We start from the raw sequence: 24,871 nt of genomic DNA, 5'->3' as shown, positions 1-24,871 counted from the left end.
TACGAATCTGGTTGATAAAGATCAGCAGCGTGTTGGACTGCTTCAGGTTACCCGCTAACTTACGCATCGCCTGGCTCATCATACGTGCGGCCAGCCCCATGTGCGAATCACCGATTTCACCTTCGATTTCCGCTTTCGGCGTCAGTGCCGCAACGGAGTCCACGATGATCACATCAACGGCACCGGAGCGAGCTAACGCATCACAAATCTCCAGCGCTTGTTCACCGGTGTCCGGCTGCGAACACAGCAGATTGTCGATATCAACGCCGAGTTTTTTGGCATACACCGGATCAAGCGCATGTTCAGCATCGATAAAGGCACAGGTTTTACCTTTACGCTGTGCAGCGGCAATCACCTGCAGCGTCAGCGTGGTTTTACCGGAAGATTCTGGTCCGTAGATCTCAACGATACGCCCCATCGGCAAGCCACCAGCACCCAACGCGATATCCAGTGACAGTGAACCGGTTGAGATGGTTTCTACGTCCATTGAGCGGTCTTCACCCAGGCGCATGATCGAGCCTTTGCCAAATTGTTTCTCAATCTGGCCCAGCGCGGCAGCTAAAGCTTTCTGTTTGTTCTCGTCAATCGCCATTTCCACTCCTAATCATGCTGGGTAAGCCGACATCATTGTGTGCCTGCTCGTTCTGTTGCCGGTAATTATACTGTATGACCATACAGTATCAAGTTTAATTTGTCAGAAATTCATCAAGCAGTGTTTGCAGCGCCCAGCTGACGGATTGCCGACGCACCGCGTCACGGTCTCCGGCAAAGATCTGCCGCTGCGCCAGAACACGATCGCCAGGTCCGGCAATGGCAAACCACACTGTACCCACTGGCTTTTCTGCCGAACCACCATCTGGCCCCGCAATCCCGCTCACAGCAATGCCAAACTCGGCGCCGGCGGCATTGCAGGCACCTTGAGCCATCTCACGCACAGTTTGCTCACTGACCGCGCCATACTGCGCCAGAGTCGCTGCCTGCACGCCCACCATCTGCTGTTTGGCTTCGTTGCTGTAGGTCACGAAACCCCGCTCAAACCAGGCAGAGCTGCCACTGATATCGGTAAACACTTTGGCGATCCAGCCACCGGTGCAAGATTCCGCCGCGGTCACCGTTGCCTCGCGTTTCTTCAGCTGTTCGCCAATACGCTGGCTGAGCTGCTGCAACTGTTGGTCGTTCATCGCCTTCTCCTGTTTTGGCGCTGCGCGTTAGCCATAAATGGTGCAACAGAGCACCCTTTTCAACCTCTGCCGCACCAATTTGCGCAACCGCTTCCAGCAATTTTAACGCGTTCTCACTGCCACCATGAATAAGCGTGGGAAAGCTAACAAAACCTGGCCGTTGGTGCGTGGGGGATAAGCCGGCATTAATGCCTGATGATAGTCATGCAGAAAATCCGCTTGTTGCTGTTCGGTCAATCCAGCGAGGAAAGGACGCAAGCCCGTGGCACGGAGCCAGGTAATGATGGCCTGCGCATCGGCCATCGGGTGATAGTACGTGGTACGCCAGATGTCCACCTGACAGCCAGCATCACTCAGCAAATCATAATATTGTTCCGTGCTCAGCAGGCGTTTGCGATCCGCGGCCTGTGGCGAGATATGTGCCTGCCAGCGTTCACTAGACGCAACCTTACGCATCAAGCTGTGAGAGGCTTCTTCAAGATTGTCCGGCATCTGTATCGCCAGAGCGCCACCGATATCCAGCTGTTCAACCAAATGCGGCAGCAGCGTGTAGTGATCGGTTAACCACTGCAGCGAAGCATTCGCATAGATGACCTGCTGTGGCTGGCTCGCCTGCCAGGTACGAATATCCGCCTGCAGAAAAGTGCAGGCAGGTAACCGCTCTTGCGCTTGTTCCAGCATGGCTGCAGAGCTATCGATGCCTGTAATCACCGCGCCTGGCCACGCTTGCGCCAGCAGCTCAGTGCTGTTGCCGGGACCGCATCCGAGGTCAGTCGCGAAATGCACGTCGGTAAGAGGAATACGTTCTAACAGTTCACGCGCAGGGCGCGTGCGTTCCGATTCAAATTGACGATACAGCTGTGGATTCCAGTCTTGCATGGCAACGCTCCTGTCTGGCTGAAGAGCATCACACTACCTGTTTTCTCAATCGCTAAGCGAAGAGAAAAGTGCGATGTCTCACCTTTTTACCCTCTGTCACTGGTTAATGTCAGTCACGAGCACTAAGTTAAAACAATGTTTCATTTTTAAAAAACGAGGATCGCGTTATGGCTTCACAACCTGAATTAACCGGCGTCTGGTGTCCTTCACTTACCCCTTTCGATCAAGATAATAAGCTCGACATTGATGCGCTGGGCCGCCACTTTGCGCGCCTGAACGCCTCGGGGATTGATACGCTGTTGCTGATGGGCAGTATCGGGGAGTTTGCTTCGCTGACCCAACAGGAACGGCTGATGCTGATTCGCGAAGCTCGTCAGCTTTCGCCACTGACCATGGTCGCGAATATCTCGAGTACCTGCGTTCCCGACATGTTGCAGCTCGCTGAAGCCGCCTGGCAAAACGGTTATGACGCCGTGATGGTTTTGCCGCCCTACTACTATGGGCAAACGCAGAAACAGCTGTTGAGCTACTTTAAAGCACTGGATAAACAGTTAGGCGGCAAGTGGTTTGCCTACAACTTTCCGGCGCGTACCGGTTGCGATTTAACGCCGGCATTGGTAGCAGAATTAGCCGCTGAACTGCCGCAGTTTATCGGCATTAAAGACACCATGGATTGCCTGTCACACAATCGGGCCCTGATTGAAGAAACCCAAAAGGTACGCCCTGATTTCACCGTGCTTTCAGGGTATGACGAATATCTTCTGCCTAATTTGCTGGCCGGCGGTGCCGGGGTGATTTCCGGCTTAAACAACATAGTGCCGGAGTTGTTTGCCGAGGCGATGCACGCATGGCGAGCGGGAGAGTTAGCGCAGTTGGCACAAATTCAACAGCGTATTGGTAAGCTGATGGCGATTTACACCATCGGCGATGACTTTGTCACGACCATCAAAACCGCAGTGGCGCGCAAATATGATTCTATGAGCAGCCATTCACGTAATTATGGCGGTGAACTCACGGTTGAGCAGTGCGCAGAGCTGGATCGTTTGCTGATGTGATCACATTAAGGGACGGCCGGGCAGCCGTCCCGTTCTCAGTTCTTTTTAACAAACTCAGATTTGAGTTTCATCGGGCCAAAACCATCGATTTTGCAATCAATGTTGTGGTCGCCTTCAACCAGACGAATGCTTTTCACTTTGGTGCCAATCTTCAGGGTTGAAGAACTGCCTTTCACCTTGAGATCTTTGACTACGGTAACGCTGTCCCCATCAGCCAGCAGATTGCCATTGGCATCCCGCACCACCAAACCATCCGATGCTGCATCAGCACTCGGTGACCAGATATGGCCACAAGATGGGCAGTTCAGGTTCTCACCATCCTGCCAGGTATAATCAGCCTGGCACACAGGGCAAGCAGGTAATGTTGTCATGAGCATTCCTCAGAAGTCGAAAGGCGGTGAAGATGGCACCGCAAAAGGGGCGCCATCTTATACCCTCACTCTTTATAAGGACAGCATTAAAGCATGTTGCCCTGACGCGCTTTCGCCACTGCCTGACCCAATTGCCATACCGCCATGGCATAGTGTGTGCTGTGGTTATAACGCGTGATGACATAGAAGTTAGGCAGGCCATACCAATATTGATAACTGGTGCCAAGATCAAGGCGCAGCAGACTCGCCTGGTTATTACCATCCAGCGATCCTTGCGGCGTCAGGCCACTCGCCATCAGCGTATTCACCGGATAAAGCGTTTTAAACCCATTTTCCAGTGCAGGAGCCTGCCCGCTTGCCGGTACGGCAACATTCTGCCCTGCCCGCCAGCCGTGCTCTTTAAAGTAATTTGCTACGCTACCAATCGCATCCACAGGATCCCACAGGTTAATGTGGCCATCACCATTGAAGTCGACCGCATACTCTTTATAGGAAGACGGCATAAACTGGCCGTACCCCATTGCACCCGCAAAGGAACCGCGCAGATCCAGCGGATCATCCTGTTCAGTGCGCGCCATCAGCAGGAAGGTTTCCAGTTCGCCGCTGAAGTAGGCCGCGCGACGAGGATAGCTAAAGGATAAGGTGGCCAGCGCATCCAGCAGACGCGTTTTGCCCATCACCCGACCCCAGCGTGTTTCCACACCAATGATTCCGACAATGATCTCCGGCGGCACACCATAAACCTGCTGAGCGCGTTGCAGCGCGTCCTGATATTGATCCCAGAACGCCACACCATTTTGCACATTATCTGGCGTGATGAATTTATTACGGTAGCGGATCCAGGCGCCGTTTGGCCCCGTCGGAGGCGTGTAGCTTGGTGCTTGTTGATCCATCAGGCGCAGCACGTAATCAAGACGCTTCGCCTGGCCAATCACGGCGTGCAGTTGATCACGGTTAAAACCGTGTTTTGCCACCATTTGATCAATAAACTGCTCAGCCGCTGGATTCCCTGCGAAATCACCAAACATCGGCTGAACGGCGTGTGAAGGTTCCAGTAAAAAACCACCTTTTGGTGCAGGCACAACGGCGGTTTGCTGCTGGGTTGCAGGCTTACTGCTGCAGGCAGCAAGCAAGGCGATAAGTGGAAGAAAAGCAACCTTAAAACGCATTAGATATCCATAAGCCAGATGAAACCGGAAGCCAACATGGTAATCGTTCATCAAAGCGGGATACAGAGCAATATCTTAAATTTACGCCGCTATTCCCTGGTTTCAGTGGGTTGCAGCGAAAATTTGCGGAACAGCTCCACACTTTATCTTTATCGCCCAATTTTACTTTTTACTGCTTATCGCAATTTGTTAAGGTCGGCAGCCAGAATCCATTGCAGCCGGATGATGCGCGCAGGGCAAAATGTTAATATCTGCGCCTTGGTTATCCGTCTGTGAGATAACGCACCACACTGGCCTGCTCATATCGGGCAGCCATGATTGAACGAGTGAATTTTGAGCGAAAACGAGATGAAAGGAGCAGCGCAAATGGACTTTACTGGCCACACGCCCATGATGCAGCAATACCTGCGCCTGAAGGCTGACCATCCCGAAATCCTGCTGTTTTATCGCATGGGCGATTTTTACGAGCTGTTCTACGACGACGCCAGGCGAGCCTCACAACTGCTGGAGATTTCACTCACGAAACGCGGCGCGTCAGCGGGTGAACCCATCCCGATGGCGGGCGTGCCCTATCATGCTGTTGAAGGTTATCTGGCAAAACTGGTCCAGCTCGGTGAATCCGTGGCGATCTGCGAACAGATTGGCGACCCGGCACTGAGCAAAGGACCGGTTGAGCGTAAAGTCGTGCGCATTGTGACACCAGGCACCATCAGTGATGAAGCGCTGCTGCAGGAGCGTCAGGACAACTTACTGGCGGCCATCTTCCAGAGCCAGCGCGGGTTTGGTTATGCCACCCTCGATATCAGCTCGGGGCGTTTTCGCCTGAGCGAACCTGTCGACCAGGAGACCATGGCGGCAGAACTCCAACGCACTAATCCTGCTGAACTGCTCTATCCCGAAGATTTCCAGGCCATGGCGCTGATCGATCAGCGTCGTGGTCTGCGCCGTCGTCCGCTATGGGAATATGAAATCGACACCGCACGCCAGCAGTTAAACCTGCAATTCGGCACGCGTGATCTTAGCGGCTTTGGTGTTGAACAGGCTCATCTGGCGCTACGCGCTGCGGGTTGTCTGCTTCAATATGTTAAGGATACCCAACGCACCTCCCTGCCACATATTCGCTCGTTAAGTATGGAGCGCCAGCAGGACAGCGTCATCATGGATGCGGCCACTCGCCGCAACCTGGAAATCACGCAAAACCTGGCCGGGGGCACCGAAAATACCCTGGCGGCAGTGTTGGATAAAACCGTTACCCCGATGGGCAGCCGTATGCTGAAGCGCTGGCTGCATATGCCGCTGCGCGATGTCACCACCATCAGTCGTCGCCAGGAATCGATTGCCGAACTGCAATCTCTGAGTGAAGCATTACAGCCAGTACTGCGCCAGGTGGGCGATTTGGAACGCATCCTGGCGCGTCTGGCACTGCGCACCGCGCGCCCGCGTGATTTAGCTCGCATGCGGCATGCCTTCCAGCAGTTGCCGGAATTAAACCATCAGCTGGAAGGTGTCGAGGCGACTCAACTGGTCAATCTGCGTTCGCAGATGGGTGAATTTACTGAACTACGCGAGCTGCTGGAACTAGCCGTCATTGAATCCCCTCCCGTGCTGGTGCGTGACGGGGGTGTGATTGCGCCCGGCTATAACGCTGAATTAGATGAATGGCGTGCGCTGGCCGACGGTGCCACTGATTATCTCGACCGCCTGGAAATTCGCGAACGAGAGAAGCTAGGGCTGGATACTTTAAAGGTGGGTTTTAACGCAATTCATGGTTACTACATTCAGGTCAGCCGCGGCCAAAGCCACCTGGTGCCGATTCACTATGTACGCCGTCAGACGCTGAAGAACGCCGAGCGCTACATCATTCCTGAATTGAAAGAGTATGAAGACAAGGTACTGACCTCAAAAGGCAAAGCGCTAGCGCTGGAAAAAGGCCTGTACGAAGCGTTACTCGATCAGTTGCTGCCACATCTTGAAGCACTGCAGATCAGTGCCGCGGCGCTGGCTGAACTGGATGTGTTGGCTAACCTGGCAGAACGCGCCTGGACACTGAATTACTGCCGCCCGGTACTGCAGGAAAAAGCCGGTATCCGCATCACCGCGGGTCGCCACCCTGTCGTGGAGCAGGTTCTGAAAGAACCGTTTATTGCTAACCCGCTATCGCTGTCAAATCAGCGCCGCATGTTGATCATCACCGGTCCGAATATGGGCGGTAAAAGTACCTACATGCGTCAGACTGCGTTGATTGCGCTAATGGCGTGGATTGGCAGCTATGTGCCAGCCGAAGAAACCGTGATTGGTCCTATCGATCGCATTTTCACTCGTGTCGGTGCGGCTGATGACCTGGCTTCAGGGCGCTCAACCTTTATGGTTGAAATGACCGAAACGGCCAATATCTTGCACAACGCCACGGAGAACAGCCTGGTGTTGATGGATGAAATCGGTCGCGGCACATCGACCTACGATGGGCTGTCGCTGGCATGGGCTTGTGCGGAGAGCCTGGCAAACCGCATCAAAGCGATGACACTGTTTGCAACCCACTACTTCGAACTTACGACCCTGCCGGAAAAAATGGAAGGCGTAGTGAATGTGCATCTTGATGCCATGGAGCATGGCGATACCATTGCATTTATGCACAGCGTACAAGATGGTGCAGCCAGCAAAAGCTATGGTTTAGCAGTTGCTGCATTAGCGGGTGTGCCGAAGGACGTGATCAAACGTGCGCGCAACAAGCTGAAAGAGCTGGAAGCGCTCTCCGGCAGTTCTGCGGCATCCACTGTAGAAGGATCGCAAATGCAGCTGCTGGTGGCAGAAACATCGCCAGCCGTAGACGCACTGGAAGCGTTGGACCCTGATAGTCTCACGCCAAAACAGGCGCTGGAGTGGATTTACCGCCTTAAAACATTGGTCTAGTTCAATTTTAATGAGCGGCGGGTAATGACGTCGCTCATTAGCGTAACGGCCTGATAACGCACATAAAAAAACGGTGACCCAAGGGTCACCGTTTTTTATTGCCGATTACGGCTTATTCGCGAAACAGTGCTTCAATGTTGAGGCCCTGAGTCTGCAGGATTTCACGCAGACGGCGCAGACCTTCAACCTGAATCTGACGGACGCGCTCACGGGTCAACCCGATCTCACGGCCCACATCTTCCAGCGTTGCCGCTTCATAGCCTAACAGGCCGAAACGACGCGCCAGCACTTCACGCTGCTTGGCATTCAATTCAAACAACCACTTAACGATGCTTTGTTTCATATCATCGTCCTGCGTGGTGTCTTCCGGGCCGTTGTCTTTTTCATCGGCCAGGATATCCAGCAGCGCTTTTTCGGAATCTCCACCCAGCGGTGTGTCAACCGAGGTAATACGCTCGTTGAGACGCAGCATACGGCTTACATCATCAACCGGCTTGTCTAACTGCTCGGCAATCTCTTCAGCACTCGGCTCATGGTCAAGCTTATGCGAAAGTTCGCGCGCGGTACGCAGATAAACATTCAACTCTTTAACGATGTGGATCGGCAGACGAATAGTACGGGTTTGATTCATGATCGCCCGTTCAATAGTCTGACGAATCCACCAGGTGGCATAGGTTGAGAAACGGAACCCACGTTCTGGGTCAAACTTCTCCACGGCACGAATCAGGCCGAGATTACCCTCTTCAATCAGATCCAGCAGTGCCAGACCACGATTGCTATAACGACGGGCAATTTTCACCACCAGGCGTAAATTACTTTCAATCATGCGGCGGCGAGAAGGAATGTCACCACGTAGTGCACGACGAGCGAAGAACACTTCTTCTTCCGCTGTCAGTAGTGGAGAGTAACCAATCTCACCAAGGTAAAGCTGCGTCGCATCCAAAACGCGTTGCGTCGCACCCTGTGACAACAGCTCTTCTTCAGCTACTTCGTTATCACCAGGTTCGTTCTCAACGAGAGCCTTCTCATCAAAAACCTCAGCTCCGTTCTCCTCGAATTCCGCATCTTCATGTAACTCGTTAACTTTCAGCGTATTCTGGCTCATAAGCGGCTCCTACCCGTGATCCAAGGGCAGAACACCTAAGGTTCTGCCGGATTATCGCTGCGGTAAATAACGCAACGGGTTTACGGATTTCCCCTTGTAACGAATTTCAAAATGTAATCTAACCGAACTGGTTCCGGTACTACCCATGGTAGCGATTTTTTGCCCCGCCTTAACTTCCTGTTGTTCCCGGACCAGCATGGAATCGTTATGGGCGTAAGCACTCAGATAATCATCATTGTGTTTGATGATGATTAAATTACCGTACCCACGGAGCGCGTTGCCTGCGTATACCACCCTTCCTGAAGCAGTGGCGACAACAGGTTGTCCACGCGAACCGGCGATATCGATCCCTTTGTTTCCGCCTTCCGCAGCGGAGAAGTTATCGATGATCTTCCCATCAGTCGGCCAACGCCAGCTTCCCACTGGGGTTGTGCTGTTAGTCGTGCTGCTGACTGTAGGCGGTACGGTAACCGGAGCTGTGGTCGTTGCCACATTATTTGCCCCTTTCGACGGCAGCATTTTACCGCCTGTCGAACCCGAATCATCAGAATACGTAATAACAGGTTGCTGTGCAACAGGGGCCGATTTAATTTGCGTTTGGTTGGATGCCACCGGCACGCCGCCCTGTGTCGCATCCGCTGCGGTTATCGCATTGCCACCGGTGATGGTCTGGCCATTACCGTTGCCAACCTGCAGGACTTGCCCCGCTTCCAGGCCATACGGGGCCGGGACGTTATTGCGTTGCGCCAGATCGCGGAAGTCATTGCCGGTAATCCAGGCAATGTAGAACAGGGTATCTCCACGTTTAACGGTGTAAGTCTCACCACCGTAACTACCTTTAGGAATATTCCCATAATTACGGTTGTACACGATACGACCATTTTGCGTGACAACATTATTATTGCCACTAACCATTCCCCCGTAGGGTGCAGCTGATGGTGTACCGCCGCTTAACATTCCGCCGTGTGGCATGGCTGGTACGGTACTGTTCTGCGATGAGAGCATGCCACCGCTGCTCGGTGAGGAGGTCATGCCGCCGCCAGAGGACATCATACCGCTGTCGCCACCGCCGCCAATCTGGCTAATCGGAGCTTGCGTGTTGTCGCCTGAGCTACAGCCCGCCAGCCAAAAACCTACCAGTGAGAGTGCCGCCAAACGGCGTAATTGAAATACTGTGCTTCCCGTGCTCATTGATCCCCCGTTATGGCAATCCTGGATGTAACTGTGTCGTGGTTGTGACCGCATGATTCACTGCGCAACAGGCGGAATACGGTCTTTCACATTGATTAACAAGGATAGTAACAATATCAACTGCGCCATGCCATGTAACAGTTGTGAAGATTTACGTAGCAATGGCTCAGGCCAGATCGCCCTGAACTAACGGCACAAAGCGGACGGGTTCGATGATTTCTTCAATTAATTCACCACCCTGACGACGTAAACGCTTTAAAACCTGCTGATCTTCGCCGACTGGCAGCACCATTTTGCCACCCTCACCTAATTGCGCTATCAGCGCAGTCGGAATTTCAGGGGGTGCAGCGGTGACAATGATGGCATCAAACGGGCCACGTGCGGCCCAGCCTTGCCAACCGTCACCATGACGAGTCGAAATATTGTGCAGGTCGAGTTGTTTCAGGCGACGCTTTGCCTGCCATTGCAGCCCTTTAATGCGTTCAACGGAATAAACGTGATTGACCAGATGGGCCAGAATAGCGGTCTGATAGCCCGAACCGGTGCCGATTTCCAGCACGCGCGATTCCGGGCTCAGTTCAAGTAACGCGGTCATCCGCGCTACCATGTAGGGCTGTGAAATCGTCTGCCCACTGCCAATCGGCAGCGCAACGTTTTCCCAGGCTTTATGCTCAAACGCCTCATCGATAAAGCGTTCACGCGGGACATCAGCGATGGCTTTTAACAGGTGCTCATCGTGAATACCCTGCGCACGCAGTTGCTCTAACAGCGTTTCGATGCGCCGGTTCACCATGCGAGATTTACCTCAGCCTCGATCAACCAGTCGCTTAATACTTCCTGCGCCGCATGTGCCGTAAGATCGACATGCAATGCCGTCAGCGACACGTAACCTGCATCTACCGCAGCGAAATCGGTGTCGGGGCCCGCATCCAGTTTGTCCCCCGGCGGGCCAATCCAGTACAGGGTATGGCCGCGCGGATCTTCCGTGCAAATCACCTGATCGGCCGGATGGCGGCTGCCACAACGCGTCACACGGAAACCTTTGATTTCCGCTAGCGGTAAATCAGGCACATTGATGTTCAGGATACGCCCGGTGCGCAGCGGTGCGCGGGACAACGCACGCAGCAGCGCGCAGGTCACTGCCGCAGCGGTGGCATAGTGTTGATGACCGTTGAGTGAAACCGCCAGCGCGGGCAGTCCAAGATGGCGCCCTTCCATCGCGGCAGCCACGGTGCCAGAGTAGATCACGTCATCACCCAGATTGGGGCCAGCGTTGATGCCTGAAACCACAATGTCCGGACGCGGCTGCATCAGTTTGTTAACCCCAAGAAACACGCAATCCGTCGGCGTGCCCATCTGTACAGCGATGTCACCATTCTCATGGGTAAAAGTACGCAGCGGGGTTTCTAACGTCAGAGAATTTGATGCGCCACTTCGATTGCGATCGGGCGCGACAACCTGCACCTCCGCAAACTCACGCAGTGCGCGAGCCAGCGTCTGAATGCCGGGGGCATGAATTCCATCGTCGTTGCTGAGCAATATCCGCATCTGTTCCTGACCTTTGTTCATTCAACGGGTCCTCAACTCGCCTGGCATCCGCTGTTGGGGTGCCGCAAAAACAGGATTTGGCGAGACGAAGATGTTTGCATTCTAGCGGTGAGGCGCGGGAAGTGGTAGGCGTAAATCACGGAACTTCCGGCGTTTGCCGCAACATTATGCAGCCGGAGCAGATATTTACCCGGCGTTGAGGCCGGGTAAAGTGGGGTTATTCATCGCTGATAGGCGCAGCGGCACCGTTACTCAGCAGTTCGCGCACCACGCTGGTGGCGAAACTCCCGGCTGGCAGCCAGAACTGCATCTCTAGCGTGACGTCATCCCACCAGTTCCAGCGCAGATCTTTTGGCACCACCAGCATGGCGCGGCGTGCCGCATCAACGCGCTCACGCTCCAGCAGCGCCAGCAAATCCGCAGCAGGTGCCAGATTAGCCTGCTCAAAGGCCAGCGCGTCCCCCTGGGGGCCCAGATCACCTCGCCCGGCAAGCGGCGCGGTGATGCGCAGTTCATGATGATTCACACGCTGCTGCAATTCCGCCAGCTCTTCCGCCTGCGCCACAAACCAACTGCCGCGACCGGCCAGCTGCAGTGCATCACCCGCTTGTACCTGATCCAACACGCCATCACGCCGCAAACGCGCACTGGTGACCTGATTAAACAGTTGGCTGCGCGCAGCAGACAGCAAAATACCTTTCATGCTGCGATCGCGCGGGCGGAACTTATCTTCTGCCCACAATTTTGCCTGCGTCAGGTTATTGCCGCCGCGGCCAAAGCGTTGTTCACCAAAGTAGTTAGGCACGCCGTTTTGCTGGATTTGCTGCAAGCGCGCTTCCACTTCTGCGCGATCCGAAATCTGACGCACAACCAAACGGAACGCATTACCTGCCAGCGCGCCAGTGCGCAATTTGCGCTTATGGCGGATCACCTGCAGAATTTCCACGCCTTCCAGCTGGAAACCGGCCAAATTCGGCATCGCGTTACCCGGCACGCGGAAACACAGCGTCTGCTCAGTCACCGCATGGCGGTCTTTCATCCCGGCATAGCTCATATCACGTTGATGCACGCCGAGGAATTTCGCGATAGCTTCGGCGACAAAGCGTGTATTGCAGCCTATCTTGCGGATGCGCACCAGCACCTGCTCGCCTTCGCCATCATAGGGATAGCCGAGGTCTTCAATCACCACGAAATCTTCGGGATTGGCCTTGATCACGCCGGTGGCGCTCGGAACGCCGTGCAGGTAAAGCAGTTCACTCATACTTAATCGGCCTTCACCAGCAGCGCCACGGCTTCACAGGCAATGCCTTCGCCACGGCCGGTAAAGCCAAGCTTCTCAGTCGTGGTCGCTTTGACGTTGACATCATCCATATGGCAACCGAGATCTTCAGCGATGTTGACGCGCATCTGCGGCACATGCGGCAGCATTTTCGGCGCTTGCGCGATGATGGTCACGTCGACATTACCAATGCGATAACCTTTCTGCTGAATACGACGCCAGGCTTCACGCAGCAAGCCACGGCTGTCCGCCCCTTTGAAGGCGGGATCGGTGTCCGGGAATAGCTTGCCGATATCGCCCATCGCCACCGCGCCCAGCAGCGCATCCGTTAATGCATGCAGTGCCACATCGCCATCTGAATGGGCAATAAAACCGTGTTCGAAGGGAATACGCACCCCGCCAATCACTAACGGACCTTCGCCGCCAAAAGCGTGAACGTCAAAACCGTGACCGATACGCATCATGCGCTCTCCTTTAACTGAATCTGGGTGAGATAGAAGGCCGCCAGCGCCAGGTCTTCTGGCCGCGTCACCTTAATATTGTCGCTGCGTCCGCTGACGAGCTCTGGATGATAGCCGCAGTATTCCAGCGCCGACGCTTCATCGGTAATGGTAGCGCCTTCATGGAGTGCACGCGTTAAACACGCCGTCAGCAGTTGATGCGGGAAAAATTGTGGCGTGAGTGCGTGCCAGAGATCTTCGCGTTCAACGGTATGCGCAATCGCCGTTTTGCGAGGTTCAGCACGCTTCATGGTATCACGCACCGGTGCCGCCAGAATCGCACCCACTTTGCTGTGCTCACGAACTGCCAGCAGGCGTGCCAGATCATCCGGGTGCAAGCATGGCCGCGCGGCATCGTGCACCAGTACCCATTCGCTATGCTTAATCGCCTGCAAACCTGCCAGCACCGACTCAGCACGCGTGTCGCCACCTGTCACGCGCAGTACGCGTGAATCCTGCGCCAGTGGCAGCGAATCAAACCAGCCATCATCAGGACTGATAGGCACGATCACTTGTTTAACGGCTGGATGAGCCAGCAAGCGCGCAACGCTGTGTTCAAGAAGGGTAAATTGACCAATGGTCAGATACTGTTTTGGGCAGGCAGCCTGCATACGGCTGCCCACGCCTGCGGCAGGCACCACGGCAATCACATCCGCAAGGGAAGAGAGGTTGTTCATGGTTTATCGTTGTTGATTTTGCGCAGCTTGTTGCGCGTTACGTTTATTCTGGTCTGGCACCAGACGATAGAAAGTCTCACCGGGCTTAATCATACCCAGTTCATTACGTGCACGTTCCTCAATTGCTTCTGAACCGCCATTGAGGTCATCAATTTCGGCAAACAACTGATCGTTACGTGCTTTGAGTTTGGCGTTATTCGCCTGTTGCGACGCGACGTCTTCATTGACGCGCGTATAGTCATGAATACCGTTCTTACCCAGCCACAAGGAATATTGGAGCCATCCCAGCAGCACGAGCAACAGTAACGTCAGTTTTCCCATCCCCGCCCCCTGAAAAACGGCCTAATCATCCCATAACTTCGCACAGGACTCCACAGCGACAGCGAAAATGCCAGCAGCAGACGATTGTCTGTACAAAAAAACGGCAAGGCTAAAAGCGGGACGGCAGGTAAAGTTTTGTAACCTGCCGATGCGTTTGCACATCAGGATCGGACTACCAACCCGAGAGAAATGAGAACAGCAGCCAGAACAGGCACACCACCACGATAGCGGTGATCACCCCACTCCAGAACAGGCGTCCGCGAATCATTAAGCTCAGTACAATACCAATCAGCACCGATACCGGTAGCAGCGCCAAAAAGAACGGCCAGGTGTAGAGGAAGAAGAATAGCGTGTTGGAACCGTAGAGCATGAACGGAATCGCCAGCGCGCACCAGTACGAGAGAAAGCCAATCACGCCGCCCGGCAGTGATGAGCGGGACTCATCCGGGGTGCGTTCATCTTTGCGTGCCAGCATGGGGGTAACGTTCTGCATAGAGATCCTGTTGACGCTAAAAAGCGGCAAACCAATCGAGATTTGCCGCTGTCGGTTCAGGATCTGATGATATCGCGGTGACGCAGGAGGTCTAACAATTGGGCGGTCAAGTTTGTAACTAATTGTTCGCCATCTAAGTGAATTTCCGGCGCGTCTGGCGCCTCATAAACACTGTCGATACCGGTAAAATTATGCAGCTCACCGGCACGCGCTTTTTTATACAAATCTTTGGGGTCACGCGCTTCACACACGGCCAGCGGCGTATCGACAAACACTTCGACAAATTGCCCGGTGCCGAGCAAATCACGCACCATCTGACGCTCCGTGCGATGCGGCGAAATAAAGGCAGTTAATACCACTAAACCGGCATCCACCATCAGTTTCGCCACTTCTCCCACGCGCCGGATGTTCTCTTTGCGATCGTCATCGCTGAAGCCGAGGTCACGGCACAGGCCGTGACGCACGTTATCGCCATCCAGCAGATAGGTGCTGACGCCTGCGCGATGCAGCGCTTGCTCCAGTGCACCCGCTACGGTGGATTTACCCGAGCCTGATAGCCCGGTAAACCACAGCACCACGCCCTGATGGCCGTGCTGCAGTTCCCGCTCTTCACGCGTTACCGGATGATCGTGCCACACCACGTTTTCGTCGTGTTGTGCCATTACTTGCCACCCAGCAGGTCGCGCGCATTCCAGTGAGGGAAGTGACGACGCACCAGCGCATTCAACTCCAGTTCGAATTCACTGAACTGGCCAGCCTGCCCACGCACATCACTCAGTGGCTGATTGATCATTCCCGCACCGACTGTGACATTGCTCAGACGATCGATAAAGATCATGCCACCGGTCACCGGGTTCTGCTGATAGGCATCCAGTACCATCGGCTCATCAAACGTGATCTCGACCAAGCCGATACCGTTCAGTGGCAGACTTTCCACCGCACGTTTCTCCAGCGTGTTGATCTCCACCTGATGAATGATCTTTTCCACGCGGCCACGCGCTTTCTTACCGGCGATCTTCACTTCATAGCTCTGACCCGGCTGCAGTGGCTGTTCTGCCATCCACACCACATCCACGGTGGCAGATTGCACTGCCTGCAATTCTGCAGCGGCATCGACCAGTAGGTCGCCACGGCTGATGTCGATCTCATCTTTCAGCACCAGCGTAATCGCTTCACCCGCTGCTGCTTCCTGCAGATCGCCATCGAAAGTGACGATACGTGAAACCGAAGACTCGACGCCTGAAGGCAATACTTTCACGCGCTGTCCGACCTGCACCGTACCGGAGGCCAGCGTACCGGCATAACCACGGAAATCGAGGTTTGGACGGTTCACATACTGCACCGGGAAGCGCATCGGCTGATGATCCACCACGCGGTTCAGCTCCACGGTTTCCAGCACGTCGAGCAGCGTAGGGCCGCTGTACCATGGCATGGTCACACTTGGCGTCGCCACGTTATCGCCTTCCAGCGCCGACATCGGCACAAAGCGAATATCCAGATCTTCAGGGAGCTGGCCAGCAAAATCGAGGTAAGACTGTTTGATCTGTTCAAACGTCTCCTGTTTATACTCCACCAGATCCATCTTGTTGATGGCGACCACCAGGTGTTTGATACCCAGCAGCGTAGAGATAAAGCTGTGACGACGCGTCTGATCCAGCACGCCTTTACGCGCATCGATCAGCAGAATCGCCAGATCACAAGTGGATGCACCGGTCGCCATGTTACGGGTGTACTGCTCGTGTCCCGGCGTGTCGGCGATGATAAATTTGCGCTTCTCGGTGGAGAAGTAGCGATATGCCACGTCGATGGTGATGCCCTGCTCACGCTCGGCCTGCAAGCCATCCACCAGCAGCGCCAGATCGAGTTTCTCGCCCTGGGTGCCATGACGCTTACTGTCGTTGTGCAGCGAAGAGAGCTGATCTTCATAAATCTGACGGGTATCGTGCAGCAGGCGACCAATCAGCGTACTTTTGCCGTCGTCGACGCTACCGCAGGTCAGGAAACGCAGCAGGCTTTTGTGTTGTTGCGCGGTCAGCCAGGCTTCTACACCGCCCTGATCGGCAATCTGTTGTGCAATTACGGTGTTCATCTGCGTCTCCTTAGAAATAACCCTGACGTTTCTTCATTTCCATCGAACCGGCCTGGTCGCGGTCAATCACACGGCCCTGGCGTTCACTGGTGGTGGAGACCAGCATCTCTTCGATAATTTCCGGCAGCGTTTGCGCTTCGGATTCCACCGCACCGGTCAGCGGCCAGCAGCCGAGGGTACGGAAACGCACCATACGCTGTTTGATCACTTCGCCAGGCTGCAGATCAATGCGATCGTCATCAATCATCATCAGCATGCCATCACGCTCCAGCACCGGACGCGGTGCCGCAAGGTACAGCGGAACGATCTCGATGTTTTCCAGGAAGATGTACTGCCAGATATCCAGCTCGGTCCAGTTGGAGAGCGGGAAGACGCGGATGCTTTCGCCTTTGTTAATCTGGCCGTTGTAGTTGTGCCACAGCTCCGGACGCTGATTTTTCGGATCCCAACGATGGAAACGGTCACGGAACGAGTAAATACGCTCTTTGGCGCGTGACTTCTCTTCGTCACGACGCGCACCACCGAAAGCGGCATCAAACCCGTACTTATTCAGCGCCTGCTTCAGGCCCTCGGTTTTCATGATGTCGGTGTGTTTGGCGCTACCGTGGACAAACGGATTGATGCCCATCGCCACGCCTTCCGGGTTGCGGTGAACCAGCAGTTCCGCGCCCATGTTTTTCACGGTGCGATCGCGAAACTCGTACATTTCACGGAATTTCCAGCCGGTATCAACGTGCAGCAGCGGAAATGGCAGCGTGCCAGGATAGAAGGCCTTACGCGCCAGATGCAGCATTACCGAGGAGTCTTTACCGATGGAGTACATCATCACCGGATTGCTGAACTCGGCCGCCACCTCGCGGATGATATGGATACTCTCTGCCTCCAGCTGGCGCAGATGAGTAAGACGATTTTGGTCCATAATTTTTCCTCAAGCCAAATTGACAACGGCGGACTCACGAGCCCCCTGCTGTGCCGAATGTTGGAACCAGGCTAATTGCCCGTGCAAATTCACCACTTCACCCACCACAATCAGGGCCGGTGTGGGCGCGGCAACCGCCAGCGCCTCAAGCTGATCTAAGGTACCGGTCAGCACTTGTTGATTCTGACGCGTGCCGCAGCCAATGACGGCTACCGGCGTTGATGCCGCGCGTCCATGTTTGATAAGGCCTGCCGCAATTTCTGCCGCTTTCAACGTGCCCATATAAATCGCTAAGGTCTGACGCGCACGCGCCAGCGTCGGCCAGTCAATACCTGCGCTATCACTGCGTAAGTGACCGGTAACAAACAGCACGCTCTGCGCGTGATCGCGATGGGTTAACGGAATCCCGGCATAAGCAGTGGCTCCCGCTGCCGCAGTAATGCCCGGCACCACCTGGAAAGGAATGCTCGCCGCTTTCGCCGCCTGCAGCTCTTCGCCGCCGCGACCGAAGATGAACGGATCGCCGCCTTTCAGACGCACCACGCGTTTACCCTGCTGCGCCAGCTCGACCAGCATCGCATTGGTCTCTTCCTGGGATACGGAGTGTGCTCCAGCACGTTTACCGACGCAGATGCGGTCAGCATCACGGCGCACCAGCTCCAGCACTTCGTCACTCACCAGATGGTCATACAGCACCACATCCGCCAGCTGCATCACCTGCAGGCCGCGCAGCGTCAGTAAACCGCTGTCACCCGGACCGGCACCCACCAGGGTGATTTCACCCTGATTGTCGCTGCTGTTCTCTAACTCGCGATCCAGCGTGCGGCGGGCCTCATTGACGTTACCGGCTGACATCTGGCTGGCGAACAAACCGTTAAATGCCCGCTCCCAAAAACGACGACGTTCCGACATGCTGTGATAGCGCTGTTTAACTTTGTCACGCCACTGTCCTGCCACTTCAGCCATCTGACCGAGGTTGGCAGGTAACAGCGACTCAATTTTTTCACGTAATAAGCGGGCCAGCACTGGCGCCGTACCACTAGAGGAGATCGCCACCACCAAGGGGGAGCGGTCGACAATAGAGGGGAAGATAAAACTGCACTTGGGCTGATCGTCGACAACGTTGACCAGCTTGTGGCGGGCATTGGCGGCGTCAAAGACTTGCGCATTGAGCGCGTTATCGTCAGTGGCAGCGATGACTAAAAAGACGCCATCCAGCTGAACCGGATCGAAGTGATGTGCAATCCACTCGATGGCGTCGATTTCCAGCAGCGCCTGTAACTCATGGCCAAGGTCGCGCGCAGCTACCCGCACGCGCGCACCGGCACGTCGCAGCAGTTCGATTTTACGCGCCGCGATTTCACCACCGCCGACAACTAGCACCGGACGGTTTTTGAGATCGGCAAAGAGAGGCAGATAATCCACGTTAACCTTGCTAGTTTTACAATAAGTTAACGCGACTATACGTCCCTGCCTTCTGGCAGATGAAATTACGAATTGGCATTAGTAGTTACCGAATGGAATAACGCCCCAGGATTGCTGATAACAATTTGTGCTTAACAAATGATATTGCTGGTGTTTCGGAGCAATTCAAATTGTGCAATCGCGGTCACAGTTTCATACTAATCCAGAATTTTTTTAGCCTGACGGGATGTCACAAAAGGACCTTAACTATGTTTGCCACCCTCCGCCGCACCGTGCTGGCTGCACTGATCGCGGGCGGTTTGCCTTTCTTTGCCCAAGCCGCAACCTATGCGCCGGGGCATTTTGCCGAACAGCAGCTGCGCCACATCGCCACCTATTTTCCTGGCCGTATGAGCGGCAGCCCTGCTGAGCTGATGACGGCCGATTATCTGCAACAGCAATTCACCGAGCTGGGTTACAAGAGTAATACCCGCCAGTTCAATACCAGCTACAACTGGATAGAGCGCAAGGGTGAGACGCGCCCGCGCAAGGTATCCGCCACCTCGGTCATTGCCGCGCGGGCCGGCGCGGTGCCGCAAGAGATCCTGATCGTCACGCATCTCGACACCTGGACGCCACTCAGCCGTCATGAAGCGGATAACAATCTGGGCGGCCTGCGTTTACAAGGCGTCGATGACAATGCTTCTGGCCTTGGCGTAATGCTGGAGCTGGCTCAGCAGTTGAGTAAAACCCCGCTGCACTACGGTGTGCGTTTTGTCGCGCTTAGCGCTGGTGAAGCCGGGCTGCAAGGGATGGATGACTACCTGTCGCGGATGAGTGCGCAGGAGAAAAAGAACACGCTGCTGGTGATTGATCTCAACAGTCTGATCGTCGGCGATCACCTCTATTTTAACAGTGGTGCCAATACGCCCTCAGCGGTACGCAAGCAGACCAGCGCGCGCGCCGTGCAGCTCGCGCATCGCTACGGTATTTCCGCCGCCAGCCACACGCTGACGGCACGCGACTATCCGGGCGTGAATCCGTTTGATAAAGCCGGCATGCCGCTGCTGGATGTCACCGCCGCCAACTGGGCGCTGGGTAATAAAGATGGACAGCAGCAGCGGGCGCACAGCAGCCACTTCCCGGAGGGCAACGTACGCCACCAGACGGACCGCGATAACCTCAATTATCTGGATCGCTGGCTACCGGGCCGGATTACGCAACGCACGCGTGATAGCGTAAAGATCTTACTGCCGCTGGTCACTGAGCTGGCTAACCCAACAACTTAAGGATTTGCGATGTACGTGGTGTATCTCAACTATTTCCGACCGGCAGAAGAAGCCGATGCGCTGCTGGCGCCGCACATTGAGTGGCTGGATCGTTACTTTGACAGCGGTGACTTCATTGCCGCAGGCCGTAAAGATCCGCGCACTGGCGGTATGGTGCTGGTGAAGGAGATGGATCGCGCCCGTTTGGATACTATCCTCGCGGAAGATCCCTTTGTCGCGGTGGCGCATTATGACGTGACCAAAGTGAACGTGACGCGTGCAGCGGAGGCGTTTGAAGGGCTAAAAGGGATTTAAAGGACAATTGGGAAGCGGCACGATTTATCGTGCACCTGTCAGCGTTAGAGGCGCTGCAGGGAGGCGCGATAAATCACGCCGCAACCCTTTTATTGATGCATCAACCTTCGTGCAATCCACACTCGCGCTTCAGGCCAAAGAAGCGTGTCTCTTCTTCTGCCATGCCCGGTTCCCACTTTTTGGTGGTGTGCGTATCGCCCACTGACAAATAGCCCTCATCCCACAGCGGATGATACTTGAGGCCATGTTGTTTCAGGTACTGGTGCACCTGACGGTTATCCCAGTCAATGATCGGCAGAATCTTGAACACACCGCGCTGTACCGCCAGCACAGGCAAACTGGCGCGGCTGCCTGACTGGTCACGGCGTAGACCCGCAAACCAGGTCTGCGCACCCAGGGTTTGCAGCGCGCGATTCATCGGTTCGACCTTGTTGATTTGGTTGTACTGCTCAATCCCCTCGACGCCCTGCTCCCACAGCTTGCCGTAGCGCGCTTCCTGCCATGCTGGAGAGGTCTCAGCACGGAAGATTTGCAGATTGAGATTGAGCTTCTCGGTCAGCTCATCAATAAAGCGATAAGTTTCCGGGAACAGATAGCCGGTATCGGTCAGGATCACCGGCGTATCCGGTTTCTGCTGCGTCACCATATGCAGCAGAACCGCCGCCTGAATACCAAAGCTGGATGACAGCACAAACGCGCCTGGCATGTTTTCCAGCGCCCAGCTCACGCGTTGCTCAGCGGAGAGTTTCTCCAGTTGCACGTTGCTTTCGGCCAGTGCCATGATGCGATCGACTTTGCTGCCACTATTCAGTGCTGCGAGATCAAGTACCGTCATACTGCCTCCGAGTCCCAAAAATCACGGGCGGGATCCACCACGGCTTTGATGATGCCAGCGCGAATCACGAAGTCACCGAAGCCTTCATCGGCCTGGCGCTCGGTTGCCCAGCGCGCCACCAGCTCATCGATGCTGGCCAGAATTTCGCCTTCGTTGATGTTCTCGCGGTACATACGCGGAATGCGCGTACCCATGCGGTTGCCGCCAATGTGTAAGTTGTAGCGGCCTGGTGCTTTACCCACCAGACCTAACTCCGCCAGCAAAGCACGGCCACAGCCGTTTGGGCAACCGGTAACGCGTAGCACGATGTGCTCTTCACCGACGCCGTGCTTATGCATGATCTCTTCAACCTTGGTGACAAACGAAGGCAGGAAGCGCTCGGCCTCGGCCATCGCTAATGGGCAGGTTGGGAAGGCCACGCAGGCCATGGAGTTTTCACGCTGTGGCGTCACCGCTTCCATCAAACCGTGTTCACGGGCGATAGCTTCGATCTGCGCTTTTTGCTTCTCCGGCACGCCCGCCACGATCAGATTCTGGTTTGCGGTGAGACGGAAATCGCCTTGGTGGATTTTGGCAATTTCAGCGATGCCGCGTTTCAACGGACGGCCTGGATAATCCAGCAGACGGCCGTTTTCAATAAACAGCGTCAGGTGCCATTTCTTATCAATGCCTTTCACCCAGCCCACGCGATCGCCACGGGTCGTGAACGCATAAGGACGAATCGGTTCAAACGTCAGGCCAGCACGCTTTTCTACTTCCGCTTTAAAGGTTTCGACGCCAACACGCTCCAGCGTGTATTTGGTTTTGGCGTTTTTACGATCGGTACGGTTACCCCAGTCACGCTGCGTAGTTACTACCGCAGCCGCCACATCAAGGATCTTCTCTACCGGCAGGAAGCCAAACTCACTCGCAGTACGCGCATAAGTCGCTTTATTACCGTGGTCGATCGACAACCCACCGCCAACCAACAGGTTAAAGCCAATCAGCTTGCCGTTCTCCGCAATGGCGATAAAGTTCAGGTCATTCGCATGCAGGTCGACATCGTTATGCGGTGGCACCACCACGGTAGTTTTGAACTTACGCGGCAGATAGGTTTCGCCCAGAATTGGTTCTTTATCCGTTGTGGCAACCTTCTCTTTATCCCACCAAATCTCAGCGTATGCGCGGGTTTGCGGCAGCAGGTGCTCGGAGAGCTTTTTCGCCCACTCGTAGGCTTCCTGATGCAGTTCCGACTCGACTGGATTCGAAGTGCACAACACGTTACGGTTCACGTCGTTGGCGGTGGCCAGCGCGTCGAGACCCACTTCATGCAGCATTTGGTGCGTCGGCTTCACGTTCTTTTTCAGAATGCCGTGGAACTGGAAGGTCTGACGGTTAGTCAGACGGATGCTGCCATAAATGGTTTTATCGGTCGCAAACTTATCAATCGCCAGCCATTGCGTTGGCGTGATAATCCCGCCCGGCAGACGGCAACGCAGCATCATCGCGTGGCGCGGCTCAAGTTTCTGCGCCGCACGCTCCGCACGAATATCGCGGTCGTCCTGCTGGTACATGCCGTGGAAACGGATCAACAGGAAATTATCGCCACTGAAGCCGCCGGTCAGGCCATCATCGAGATCCTCGAGAATGGTGCCGCGCAGGTAGTTACTCTGTTTTTTCAGACGCTCGGCGTCGGTCAGCTTGCCTTCAACGACCAGCGGTCCAGGATGTTTTTCGCTCATTAGTAAACGTCTCGCTGATAACGGCGCTCAATGCGCAGCTCACTTAAAAATTCGTCAGCCGTTTCACGATCCATGCCGCCGTGTTCGACCACCACATCCAGTAATGCCTGCTCAACGTCTTTCGCCATGCGATTAGCGTCGCCGCAGACGTAAAGGTGCGCGCCTTCTTCAATCCAGCGCCACACTTCCGCCCCTTTGGCGCGGATTTTATCTTGTACGTATATTTTCTCAGCCTGGTCACGTGACCACGCTAAATCAATGTTGGTCAGCAAGCCGTCTTTGACGTATTTCTGCCATTCCACCTGATAGAGGAAATCATCGGTGAAGTGCGGATTACCAAAGAACAGCCAGTTTTTACCGCCTGCGCCATCGTTATCACGCTGCTGCATAAAGGAGCGGAACGGCGCGATACCGGTGCCTGGGCCGACCATGATCACTGGCGTTTCCGGGTTAGCCGGCAAGCGGAAGTTGTCGTTGTGTTCGATAAACACGCGGATGTCGCCGTCTTCTTCGATGCGATCCGCCAGCCAGGTTGACGCACCGCCGCCGCGCTGACGACCATCAATCTCATAACGCACCGCACCGACAGTAATATGTACTTCGGTATCCGTTTCCGCTTGCGATGAAGCAATCGAATAGAGGCGCGGTGTTAAAGGACGCAACAGGCCAGTGAGCTGTTCTGCATTGAGTTCAGTCGGTGCCTGACGCACCATATCGACAATCGGGAAGCTCTGCGCATAGCTCTGTAATTTCGGCTTATCACCCGACAGCGCCAGCAGCGCATCATTGCGTGACAGCGCAGCATACTGTTCAACGATCTGCGGCGTGTTCACCGTCAACTCATAATGCTTTTGCAAGGCTTCTGCGAGCGGCAGGTTTTCACCGTTAACATCAACCGGCTCATCGCCCTTCAGCCACACCAGTTGCAACAGTTCATGTACCAGTTCCGCGTCGTTTTCAAACCACACGCCCAGCGCATCGCCGGGCTGATAGCGCAGACCAGAATCGCCCAGATCGATTTCGATATGGCGAACATCTTTATCCGAATCACGACCGGTGATTTTTTGATTAGCGGCAAAACTGGCGGTCAGCGGCGCTTCTTTGGTGTAAGGGCTGCTGTGGATATCGTTCACCACGCCAGAAGCCGTCACAGCCGCGGCCACTGAGGATTCACTCGGCACGCGTGCTTTTAGAATCTCGGTCAACTGTTGACGCCAGGCCGTAGCCTGCTCTTTGTACTCCACATCGGCATCAACACGATCCAGCAGACGTTCTGCGCCCAGTTCCGCCAGACGCTCATCAAAGTCTTTACCAGCTTTGCTGAAGAATTCGTAAGAGGTATCGCCGAGGCCGAACACCGCAAACGCGGAGCCAGACGCAAATTTCGGCGCCTTCTTCGACAGCAGGAATTTGTGCAGCGCCACGGCTTCTTCCGGTGGCTCACCTTCACCTTGCGTCGAAGTGACCACGACCAGCAATTTCTCCTGACCGATTTGCTTAAACTTGTAGTCACCGGCGTTCACCAGATTAACGCTTAATTTGGCGGCCAGCAGATCATCGCGCAGCTGTTCTGCCAGACGACGAGCATTACCGGTTTGTGACGCGGAAATCAGCGTGATGGTTGGCACCTCGGCCTGCACC

Annotated in this window: 25 protein-coding genes; 4 read left to right on the top strand and 21 right to left on the bottom strand. The window is 55.0% G+C overall.

What is annotated here, in order from left to right:
* From recA to tam, 3 genes are all read right to left on the bottom strand, one after another.
* Positions 1-592, bottom strand: a 592-nt coding sequence (gene recA, locus RT340_RS11565; protein WP_313376089.1) for a recombinase RecA, incomplete at its 3' end; no start/stop codon positions are given.
* Between the two features lie 94 nt (positions 593-686).
* On the bottom strand, positions 687-1,181 hold the full coding sequence (gene pncC / locus RT340_RS11560; protein WP_160868373.1) for a nicotinamide-nucleotide amidase: 495 nt from the start codon (positions 1,179-1,181) through the stop codon (positions 687-689).
* Between the two features lie 102 nt (positions 1,182-1,283).
* Positions 1,284-2,060 (bottom strand): trans-aconitate 2-methyltransferase, encoded by a 777-nt coding sequence (gene tam / locus RT340_RS11555; protein ID WP_211729257.1) that lies wholly within the window; start codon positions 2,058-2,060, stop codon positions 1,284-1,286.
* Positions 2,061-2,227: 167 nt separating this feature from the next.
* Between tam and RT340_RS11550 the strand changes: the two genes are divergently transcribed.
* Positions 2,228-3,115 (top strand): dihydrodipicolinate synthase family protein, encoded by an 888-nt coding sequence (locus tag RT340_RS11550; RefSeq protein WP_313376086.1) that lies wholly within the window; start codon positions 2,228-2,230, stop codon positions 3,113-3,115.
* A 35-nt stretch (positions 3,116-3,150) separates the two neighbouring features.
* Here the strand turns inward: RT340_RS11550 and RT340_RS11545 are convergent, their stop codons facing one another.
* Together RT340_RS11545 and mltB are read right to left on the bottom strand one after the other, a co-directional pair.
* A complete protein-coding gene (locus RT340_RS11545) occupies positions 3,151-3,486 on the bottom strand; it encodes a zinc ribbon domain-containing protein YjdM (protein ID WP_034822198.1) in 336 nt (111 codons plus the stop codon).
* 86 nt (positions 3,487-3,572) lie between these two features.
* Complete coding sequence (gene mltB, locus RT340_RS11540; protein ID WP_034822196.1) at positions 3,573-4,655, bottom strand: lytic murein transglycosylase B; 1,083 nt, start codon at positions 4,653-4,655, stop codon at positions 3,573-3,575.
* A gap of 348 nt (positions 4,656-5,003) precedes the next feature.
* On the opposite strand from mltB, the gene mutS reads away from it, so the two are divergent.
* Positions 5,004-7,565: a DNA mismatch repair protein MutS gene (gene mutS, locus RT340_RS11535; protein WP_409566145.1), complete on the top strand. Its 2,562-nt coding sequence runs from the start codon at positions 5,004-5,006 to the stop codon at positions 7,563-7,565.
* A gap of 112 nt (positions 7,566-7,677) precedes the next feature.
* On the opposite strand, the gene rpoS is transcribed toward mutS, so the two are convergent.
* The 13 genes from rpoS to cysG form a co-directional block, all read right to left on the bottom strand.
* Entirely contained in the window at positions 7,678-8,670 is a 993-nt protein-coding gene (gene rpoS / locus RT340_RS11530; RefSeq protein ID WP_313376082.1) for an RNA polymerase sigma factor RpoS, read from the bottom strand.
* A 51-nt stretch (positions 8,671-8,721) separates the two neighbouring features.
* Positions 8,722-9,861 carry a murein hydrolase activator NlpD gene (nlpD, locus tag RT340_RS11525; RefSeq protein ID WP_313376080.1) on the bottom strand — a complete coding sequence of 380 codons (1,140 nt, stop codon included), beginning with the start codon at positions 9,859-9,861 and terminating at the stop codon, positions 8,722-8,724.
* Between the two features lie 166 nt (positions 9,862-10,027).
* On the bottom strand, positions 10,028-10,654 hold the full coding sequence (locus RT340_RS11520) for a protein-L-isoaspartate(D-aspartate) O-methyltransferase (RefSeq protein WP_097117957.1): 627 nt from the start codon (positions 10,652-10,654) through the stop codon (positions 10,028-10,030).
* Positions 10,648-11,409: a 5'/3'-nucleotidase SurE gene (surE, locus tag RT340_RS11515; RefSeq protein ID WP_160833128.1), complete on the bottom strand. Its 762-nt coding sequence runs from the start codon at positions 11,407-11,409 to the stop codon at positions 10,648-10,650. The genes RT340_RS11520 and surE overlap by 7 nt, the downstream gene beginning before the upstream one ends.
* A gap of 217 nt (positions 11,410-11,626) precedes the next feature.
* Positions 11,627-12,670: a tRNA pseudouridine(13) synthase TruD gene (truD, locus tag RT340_RS11510; RefSeq protein ID WP_313376077.1), complete on the bottom strand. Its 1,044-nt coding sequence runs from the start codon at positions 12,668-12,670 to the stop codon at positions 11,627-11,629.
* 2 nt (positions 12,671-12,672) lie between these two features.
* A complete protein-coding gene (gene ispF, locus RT340_RS11505) occupies positions 12,673-13,149 on the bottom strand; it encodes a 2-C-methyl-D-erythritol 2,4-cyclodiphosphate synthase (RefSeq protein WP_045816453.1) in 477 nt (158 codons plus the stop codon).
* Positions 13,149-13,865, bottom strand: coding sequence for a 2-C-methyl-D-erythritol 4-phosphate cytidylyltransferase (gene ispD / locus RT340_RS11500; RefSeq protein WP_058961494.1), 717 nt, complete (start codon positions 13,863-13,865; stop codon positions 13,149-13,151). The genes ispF and ispD overlap by 1 nt, the downstream gene beginning before the upstream one ends.
* A gap of 3 nt (positions 13,866-13,868) precedes the next feature.
* Complete coding sequence (ftsB, locus tag RT340_RS11495) at positions 13,869-14,186, bottom strand: cell division protein FtsB (protein ID WP_007893240.1); 318 nt, start codon at positions 14,184-14,186, stop codon at positions 13,869-13,871.
* Between the two features lie 172 nt (positions 14,187-14,358).
* Positions 14,359-14,679, bottom strand: a complete 321-nt coding sequence (locus RT340_RS11490; RefSeq protein WP_058961495.1) for a DUF3561 family protein — start codon at positions 14,677-14,679, stop codon at positions 14,359-14,361.
* A gap of 56 nt (positions 14,680-14,735) precedes the next feature.
* Positions 14,736-15,341 (bottom strand): adenylyl-sulfate kinase, encoded by a 606-nt coding sequence (gene cysC, locus RT340_RS11485; protein WP_313376074.1) that lies wholly within the window; start codon positions 15,339-15,341, stop codon positions 14,736-14,738.
* Complete coding sequence (cysN, locus tag RT340_RS11480) at positions 15,341-16,768, bottom strand: sulfate adenylyltransferase subunit CysN (protein WP_283215665.1); 1,428 nt, start codon at positions 16,766-16,768, stop codon at positions 15,341-15,343. Before cysN ends, cysC begins: the two co-directional genes overlap by 1 nt.
* A 10-nt stretch (positions 16,769-16,778) precedes the next feature.
* Entirely contained in the window at positions 16,779-17,687 is a 909-nt protein-coding gene (gene cysD, locus RT340_RS11475; RefSeq protein ID WP_034823008.1) for a sulfate adenylyltransferase subunit CysD, read from the bottom strand.
* Positions 17,688-17,696: 9 nt separating this feature from the next.
* Entirely contained in the window at positions 17,697-19,112 is a 1,416-nt protein-coding gene (gene cysG / locus RT340_RS11470) for a siroheme synthase CysG (RefSeq protein ID WP_313376070.1), read from the bottom strand.
* A gap of 248 nt (positions 19,113-19,360) precedes the next feature.
* Between cysG and RT340_RS11465 the strand changes: the two genes are divergently transcribed.
* On the top strand, positions 19,361-20,380 hold the full coding sequence (locus RT340_RS11465; protein ID WP_313376068.1) for an aminopeptidase: 1,020 nt from the start codon (positions 19,361-19,363) through the stop codon (positions 20,378-20,380).
* 9 nt (positions 20,381-20,389) lie between these two features.
* The gene (locus tag RT340_RS11460) at positions 20,390-20,674 is read left to right on the top strand and encodes a YciI family protein (RefSeq protein WP_038645154.1); all 285 of its coding nucleotides are present in this window, start codon (positions 20,390-20,392) and stop codon (positions 20,672-20,674) included.
* 100 nt (positions 20,675-20,774) lie between these two features.
* On the opposite strand, the gene RT340_RS11455 is transcribed toward RT340_RS11460, so the two are convergent.
* The 3 genes from RT340_RS11455 to cysJ form a co-directional block, all read right to left on the bottom strand.
* A complete protein-coding gene (locus RT340_RS11455) occupies positions 20,775-21,509 on the bottom strand; it encodes a phosphoadenylyl-sulfate reductase (RefSeq protein ID WP_097117963.1) in 735 nt (244 codons plus the stop codon).
* The gene (cysI, locus tag RT340_RS11450) at positions 21,506-23,230 is read right to left on the bottom strand and encodes an assimilatory sulfite reductase (NADPH) hemoprotein subunit (RefSeq protein ID WP_034823019.1); all 1,725 of its coding nucleotides are present in this window, start codon (positions 23,228-23,230) and stop codon (positions 21,506-21,508) included. Before cysI ends, RT340_RS11455 begins: the two co-directional genes overlap by 4 nt.
* The coding region (gene cysJ / locus RT340_RS11445) for an NADPH-dependent assimilatory sulfite reductase flavoprotein subunit (RefSeq protein ID WP_313376064.1) at positions 23,230-24,871 on the bottom strand (1,642 nt) is incomplete at its 5' end. The genes cysJ and cysI, both read right to left, overlap by 1 nt.

It is taken from the genome of Pantoea sp. CTOTU50773 (assembly GCF_032082325.1).
GTDB classification, from domain to species: Bacteria; Pseudomonadota; Gammaproteobacteria; order Enterobacterales; family Enterobacteriaceae; genus Pantoea; species Pantoea communis.
This window is presented reverse-complemented; position numbering and strand designations above follow the sequence as displayed.

What these genes read in the sequence shown, in the direction of transcription:
- rpoS (WP_313376082.1), bottom strand. Translation starts at nt 8,670, where the DNA reads ATGAGCCAGAATACGCTGAAAGTTAACGAGTTACATGAAGATGCGGAA.
- ftsB (WP_007893240.1), bottom strand. Translation starts at nt 14,186, where the DNA reads ATGGGAAAACTGACGTTACTGTTGCTCGTGCTGCTGGGATGGCTCCAA.
- nlpD (WP_313376080.1), bottom strand. Translation starts at nt 9,861, where the DNA reads ATGAGCACGGGAAGCACAGTATTTCAATTACGCCGTTTGGCGGCACTC.
- RT340_RS11520 (WP_097117957.1), bottom strand. Translation starts at nt 10,654, where the DNA reads ATGGTGAACCGGCGCATCGAAACGCTGTTAGAGCAACTGCGTGCGCAG.
- mutS (WP_409566145.1), top strand. Translation starts at nt 5,004, where the DNA reads ATGAAAGGAGCAGCGCAAATGGACTTTACTGGCCACACGCCCATGATG.
- pncC (WP_160868373.1), bottom strand. Translation starts at nt 1,181, where the DNA reads ATGAACGACCAACAGTTGCAGCAGCTCAGCCAGCGTATTGGCGAACAG.
- RT340_RS11550 (WP_313376086.1), top strand. Translation starts at nt 2,228, where the DNA reads ATGGCTTCACAACCTGAATTAACCGGCGTCTGGTGTCCTTCACTTACC.
- cysC (WP_313376074.1), bottom strand. Translation starts at nt 15,341, where the DNA reads ATGGCACAACACGACGAAAACGTGGTGTGGCACGATCATCCGGTAACG.
- mltB (WP_034822196.1), bottom strand. Translation starts at nt 4,655, where the DNA reads ATGCGTTTTAAGGTTGCTTTTCTTCCACTTATCGCCTTGCTTGCTGCC.
- cysI (WP_034823019.1), bottom strand. Translation starts at nt 23,230, where the DNA reads ATGAGCGAAAAACATCCTGGACCGCTGGTCGTTGAAGGCAAGCTGACC.
- ispD (WP_058961494.1), bottom strand. Translation starts at nt 13,865, where the DNA reads ATGAACAACCTCTCTTCCCTTGCGGATGTGATTGCCGTGGTGCCTGCC.
- RT340_RS11460 (WP_038645154.1), top strand. Translation starts at nt 20,390, where the DNA reads ATGTACGTGGTGTATCTCAACTATTTCCGACCGGCAGAAGAAGCCGAT.
- tam (WP_211729257.1), bottom strand. Translation starts at nt 2,060, where the DNA reads ATGCAAGACTGGAATCCACAGCTGTATCGTCAATTTGAATCGGAACGC.
- RT340_RS11490 (WP_058961495.1), bottom strand. Translation starts at nt 14,679, where the DNA reads ATGCAGAACGTTACCCCCATGCTGGCACGCAAAGATGAACGCACCCCG.
- surE (WP_160833128.1), bottom strand. Translation starts at nt 11,409, where the DNA reads ATGCGGATATTGCTCAGCAACGACGATGGAATTCATGCCCCCGGCATT.
- ispF (WP_045816453.1), bottom strand. Translation starts at nt 13,149, where the DNA reads ATGCGTATCGGTCACGGTTTTGACGTTCACGCTTTTGGCGGCGAAGGT.
- RT340_RS11545 (WP_034822198.1), bottom strand. Translation starts at nt 3,486, where the DNA reads ATGACAACATTACCTGCTTGCCCTGTGTGCCAGGCTGATTATACCTGG.
- RT340_RS11455 (WP_097117963.1), bottom strand. Translation starts at nt 21,509, where the DNA reads ATGACGGTACTTGATCTCGCAGCACTGAATAGTGGCAGCAAAGTCGAT.
- RT340_RS11465 (WP_313376068.1), top strand. Translation starts at nt 19,361, where the DNA reads ATGTTTGCCACCCTCCGCCGCACCGTGCTGGCTGCACTGATCGCGGGC.
- truD (WP_313376077.1), bottom strand. Translation starts at nt 12,670, where the DNA reads ATGAGTGAACTGCTTTACCTGCACGGCGTTCCGAGCGCCACCGGCGTG.
- cysN (WP_283215665.1), bottom strand. Translation starts at nt 16,768, where the DNA reads ATGAACACCGTAATTGCACAACAGATTGCCGATCAGGGCGGTGTAGAA.
- cysD (WP_034823008.1), bottom strand. Translation starts at nt 17,687, where the DNA reads ATGGACCAAAATCGTCTTACTCATCTGCGCCAGCTGGAGGCAGAGAGT.